The organism is Streptomyces sp. GC420 (genome assembly GCF_009916105.1).
Taxonomy (GTDB): domain Bacteria; phylum Actinomycetota; class Actinomycetes; order Streptomycetales; family Streptomycetaceae; genus Streptomyces.
On sequence record NZ_JAAAXQ010000509.1, the window covers coordinates 1 to 4,572 of the forward strand.

6 protein-coding genes are annotated in these 4,572 nt (G+C 75.6%); 2 read left to right on the forward strand and 4 right to left on the reverse strand.

Annotated features, from left to right (window positions below):
• Window positions 1–171: 171 nt before the first annotated feature.
• On the reverse strand, window positions 172–459 hold the full coding sequence (locus GUY61_RS35080; protein ID WP_166634364.1) for a DUF1876 domain-containing protein: 288 nt from the start codon (window positions 457–459) through the stop codon (window positions 172–174).
• Between the two features lie 57 nt (window positions 460–516).
• A complete protein-coding gene (locus tag GUY61_RS35085) occupies window positions 517–1,320 on the reverse strand; it encodes a sigma 54 modulation/S30EA ribosomal C-terminal domain-containing protein (protein WP_166634365.1) in 804 nt (267 codons plus the stop codon).
• Between the two features lie 170 nt (window positions 1,321–1,490).
• Between GUY61_RS35085 and GUY61_RS35090 the strand changes: the two genes are divergently transcribed.
• Window positions 1,491–2,018: an HPP family protein gene (locus tag GUY61_RS35090; protein ID WP_166634366.1), complete on the forward strand. Its 528-nt coding sequence runs from the start codon at window positions 1,491–1,493 to the stop codon at window positions 2,016–2,018.
• Here GUY61_RS35090 and GUY61_RS40900 read toward each other — a convergent pair.
• Together GUY61_RS40900 and GUY61_RS35100 are read right to left on the reverse strand one after the other, a co-directional pair.
• Window positions 1,994–2,656, reverse strand: coding sequence for a hypothetical protein (locus tag GUY61_RS40900; RefSeq protein ID WP_243766972.1), 663 nt, complete (start codon window positions 2,654–2,656; stop codon window positions 1,994–1,996). The genes GUY61_RS35090 and GUY61_RS40900 overlap by 25 nt on opposite strands.
• 324 nt (window positions 2,657–2,980) lie before the next feature.
• The gene (locus GUY61_RS35100; RefSeq protein WP_243766973.1) at window positions 2,981–3,484 is read right to left on the reverse strand and encodes a DUF5709 domain-containing protein; all 504 of its coding nucleotides are present in this window, start codon (window positions 3,482–3,484) and stop codon (window positions 2,981–2,983) included.
• A 331-nt stretch (window positions 3,485–3,815) separates the two neighbouring features.
• Between GUY61_RS35100 and GUY61_RS35105 the strand changes: the two genes are divergently transcribed.
• Window positions 3,816–4,572, forward strand: a 757-nt coding sequence (locus GUY61_RS35105; RefSeq protein WP_166634368.1) for an ABC transporter ATP-binding protein, incomplete at its 3' end; no start/stop codon positions are given.

A 4,572-nucleotide genomic window follows, 5' to 3' on the forward strand; every position in this document is an offset into this window, starting at 1 on the left:
GGGTTACGACGGTGACCCCCTGGCAGCCCCCGCCCTGCCCCCGGTCCCGCTGAAGCCGCGCGGCCGCGTGCGCTGACCGCGCCCCGCGGGGGCAGTGCCGGGCGACCTGTGGCGCCACCACGGCTCCCGCCGCCGTGCCTCCGCCGGGGCGCGGTCCTCGGCGCCGGCAGTTCAGGCGGGCCAGCCCACCCTTGGCTCGGGCTCGGGGGGCCTGGCGGCGCCCACGCCCTCGATGTCGCGGTCGGCGGCGCCGATGAGCTGCTCGGACAGGTCGCGCAGTGCGCGGCCCGCCGCGAGTTCGTCGCCGATCTCCGGTACGTCCTTGTCCTCCGGGGAGCACCGCGCGGTTCCCCGGCCGGTGAGCACGGTCGGGCCGGTGTCCAGCACGACACGCGCCCTCGTCGTTCCAGCCTCCTCGAACAGGTAGAGGTGGACTTTCCACTCCACTGTGTGCGGCATCGCCTGCTCCTCGCTCCGGTGCGGGTCGATTCGGTCCGGGCGTCCTCGAAACGGGCGCTACTCGACCGGGGTGATGAGGCCGTAGTGGCCGTCGTATCGGTGGTAGAGGACGTTGCCCCGCCCCGTGGCCGCGTCGGCGAAGAAGACGAACGGCAGCCCGGCGATCTCCAGTCGCTGCTTCGCCCCCTCCACGTCCAGCCGGGGCGCCGGGACGTCGCTGACCGTCAGCGGTACGGCCACCCTGCGGTCCGGCGCCGGGTGCGGGCGGACCTGCGCGAGCCGGTAGCCGGTCGGCCCGGCCCGGTAGAGCACGCTGTCCTCGCCCGAGTCGGCGTCGGTGAACAGGTGGAAGCCGTAGTCCATCGACTCCAGTTCGAAGGCCGCCTCGTCAGGTGTCTCCCGGGCGAGCGAGAAGGACTTGTGCCTGATCACCTGCCGCTCCTCCACCGGCCGCGGATAGTAGTCGGGGCGGTAGGTGGGTTCGTCGCCGTGGCGCCACTCGTGCTCGCCGGGCGCCGTCGTCTTGCCGCGGCGGGCCTCCCAGTGCTGGGCGAGCCGGGCCAGCTGCCCGGACAGCCGCTCCTCGAGCAGGTCGATGGCCTGGGTCTCGGTCTCGCCCGCGGTGTGCGCACGAGCGGGTCTGCCGTTGACGTCCACATTGGCCTGCGCGATCACCGGACGTTCGGTCGCCGGGTTCGCCGTACGGGTCAGCTTCACCCGGGCGAACAGGATCGGCTCCCGCGTCTGGCCGAGGACCGCCTGCACCTTCTCCCGTGCGTACCGGGCCGCGTCCGGCGGCACCTGGCCGCGGGTCTCCACCTGGATCTCGGGAATCTCGAGTGCCGATGCCGATCTCTTCATGGCAGCCTCCTCAAACTGTTACTTTCCAGCCTTATCACCCACCGGCTGTATGTGGAGGGTCCAAGGTTCCCGGTCCCGGCCTGAGCGGCCGCACGCCCATGGTCCGCGCCGGGAGGGGAACCCGGGGCCGCGAGGAGACCGGTGACGCCCGGGGCCAGGAAGGAGACGCCATGGAGCGGCAAGGGGACGGGCACGGAGAGCAGGAAGTCATGTCGCGGAAGGTCGCCGCCGTGATGCGCGCGGCCCCGGCCGTGGTGGCCGTCGACGAGACCGTGCTCGTGGCCTGGGAGCTGCTGGAGCGGTCCGGCCGGCGTCATCTCCCCGTCGTACGTCCGGACGGCCGCTGCGCCGGCCTGCTGGACCGGGCCGATCTGGCCGTCACCTGCGCGGCGCCTGCCGTCTCCCTGTCCCGAGCGCGCGTGGGTGATCTCCTGCCGGGCCGCGGTCCGGCGCTCGTCCACGCGGACCAGACGGTGCGCCACGCGGCCGACATCATGAGCTACACCCGGGCCGACGCCCTTCCGGTGCTGGACGGGGACGGTCAGCTCGTCGGGATGCTGACAGCGGTCGACATCGTCGCGGCCCTCGCCGGCCGCCGGGTCCTGGACGAACCCGCGGACGCGTGGACACAGGTGCCGCCCACCGTGCTGCCCGGGCTTCCGCCCCGACGGGGCTACCGGGGGACCGCCGTGCCCTGACCCGCAAGCCCGGACGGCCGCACGTCCGGGCGTCCCGGGCCGGACACCCGGTCGCCCGGCCCCTCTGGACGGCCGCGGGCCGGCACCGGCGTCGCCGGACCGTGGCAGCGCCCCGGCCGGCGCGACAGGACCGCCGCCCGGCTCGGCCCGGGCGCCGCCGTCCGGCGCCGCGTGCTCGGCCCGCCGACCCCGCCGACCCCGGCGCGGTAGGCGGCCGGGTCGACGGCGGTGGGCAGCCGTTCCGGTACGCGGTCGGTCAGCCGTATCTCGACATCACGGCCGGTGGCCCGGAGCTGGTGGGCGAGCAGGTCGAGCGCCTGGAGGGTGGGCTGCGGCCGCAGTTCGGGCCCTGCCTCGCCCTCCCGCACCGTGTCGAGCAGGGCGCGCATCGCGGCCAGGGCCTCGCGGGCGCGTTCGGCGGTCACGTCGAGCCGGCCCGCCTCCGCCTCCGCGACCATGTCGGCGGTACGGGAGAGGACGGTGGTCTCCAGCCCGGCGGCGATCCTGCGGCGCTCGGCCCACGCGTCCCGTACGGCCTCCTCGGTCCAGGAGGCGAGGCGTTCCTCCCGCGTGCCCCGGGCAGCCCGGTCGCGCCGCCCGTGCAGGGCTCCGGCCCAGCGGGCCGCGCCGACCGCCAACCCGGCTCGGGGCGTGGGCGCAGCGGTGGCCGGTGTGCGAGTCCCCGGGGAGGGTCTCACCGCACCGGCCCCGGCGCGGCACCGGCTGTCGGCGACCACGTCGTGCAGAGCCCTGCCGGACGAGCCGGTGCTCGTGTCCGCGGTCTCCGGGTGCCTCCCGGTCCGGCTCCGGGCCCGGTGCCGGGGACCCTCGGCAGGGGCCCCGAAGCAGGCAGGGCCCTGCGGGCGGGGGTGCGGCGACTCGTACCGGCCGTGGCCGAGTCCCTGCACGCGGGGCGTACGGGGCCGCAGGCGGGCTGCGAAGGGCGCCCGGTCTTCCGGTGGTCACCGCACGGTTTCGCCCTCCGGCCCCTCCTCCGGCCCGCCCGCCTCCTCCAGCCACTCCCTCTCCTCCTCCTCGGACACGACATGGATCGCCGCCTCCTCGGCCGCGGCGGCGCCGCCGTTTATCCCCACGTCGCTGGCGAACAGCTCCGCGTCGGTGTCGGCGTGGGCGCCCTCGTCAGGGGCGACCAGCCGCCCGGCCCGGCGGCCGCCGACCTCCTCGCTCCTCGGCTCGCCCTCCGCCCCGGGCATGTCCCCGATGCCGTCACCCTCGGGACCGGCCCCCTCCGGCACCTCACGGGCCAGCCGCCGGTCCAGAGCCTCGCCGCTGTGCTGCTCCTCGGCGGTGATGCCCCAGTCCTCGACCGCCAGTGGTCTCTCCGGCGGCGAGTAGCCCTCGTCCCAGGGCTGGACGCCGCGGTCGTCCAAGGTGTCCTCGGAGTCCAGCGGCCCGGCGTCGTCCACCACTTCCTCGCCCTGGGGCTGGTACACGTCGTCGCCCATGGTGTTCTCACTCACTGTGCAGCACCCCATCACGTGCGTGTCCGGCAGGGCGCCTCGCTCACGCCCCTCACGTCCGGCGGTGCGCCGGGAGGCAGGCCCGGTGGACACCGGATCCCCGCGGCCTGCCGCGCCGCGGGAGGCGCGCCGCAAGGGCCTGCGAGGGGCGGCCGGTCCGGCAGGGGGTCCGCCGGCCGGACGCCGTCCGTGCACCGCATCCGTCTTCCATCTTCCGCCCGTGATGGGGAGGCCGCCTGCCGCCCGTGGCGGGGAGCCCGTGCCGACGCTACGATGAACGCATGTTCATGAACGTGCGTTCATCAAGGAGGGTGGGATGACGGACATCCAAGTGCGGGGCCTCACAAAGACCTTCGGACCGGTCCACGCCGTGGAGGACGTGTCCTTCGTGGCACCGGCCGGCCAGGTGACCGGATTCCTCGGACCCAACGGGGCCGGGAAGACCACGACGCTGCGGATGCTGCTCGGCCTGGAACGGCCCACCCGCGGCACCGCCGTGATCGGCGGGCGGGCCTACCGTGACCTGGCCGCACCGCGCTGCACGGTCGGCGCGGTCCTGGAGGCGTCCGGCGTCCACCCCGGCCGCAGGGGGCGCACCCATCTGTCCCTGCTCGCCAGGGCCGCCGGGCTGCCGCGGGGCCGGGTGGACGAGGTGCTGGAGACCGTGGGACTGGGCGCGGCCGCCGACCGCCGCGCGGGCGAGTACTCGCTGGGCATGCGGCAGCGGCTTGCCGTCGCGGGCGCCCTGCTCGGCGATCCGGAGGTACTGATCCTCGACGAGCCGACCAACGGCCTGGACCCGGCCGGCGTGCGCTGGCTGCGCGACCTGCTGCGGGGACTCGCGGCCCGGGGCCGGACCGTGCTCGTCTCCAGCCACGCGCTGGCAGAGGTGGGCCGGTACGCCGACCGCGCCGTCGTCGTCTCCGGCGGCCGGATGCGCTACGAAGGCCCGCTCGACGGACTGACCGCACGCGGACGCAGCCTCGAGGACGCCTTCCTCGAACTCGTCTCCGGACAGTCCGTGCCGGTGTCCGGGGGGCACCCCGGACCCACGGCCCCCGTCGCCCCCGCAA

Coding starts and splice junctions, on each gene's coding strand:
- GUY61_RS35090 (WP_166634366.1), top strand. CDS start 1,491: ATGGAGCGGCAAGGGGACGGGCACGGAGAGCAGGAAGTCATGTCGCGG.
- GUY61_RS35080 (WP_166634364.1), bottom strand. CDS start 459: ATGCCGCACACAGTGGAGTGGAAAGTCCACCTCTACCTGTTCGAGGAG.
- GUY61_RS35085 (WP_166634365.1), bottom strand. CDS start 1,320: ATGAAGAGATCGGCATCGGCACTCGAGATTCCCGAGATCCAGGTGGAG.
- GUY61_RS35100 (WP_243766973.1), bottom strand. CDS start 3,484: ATGGGCGACGACGTGTACCAGCCCCAGGGCGAGGAAGTGGTGGACGAC.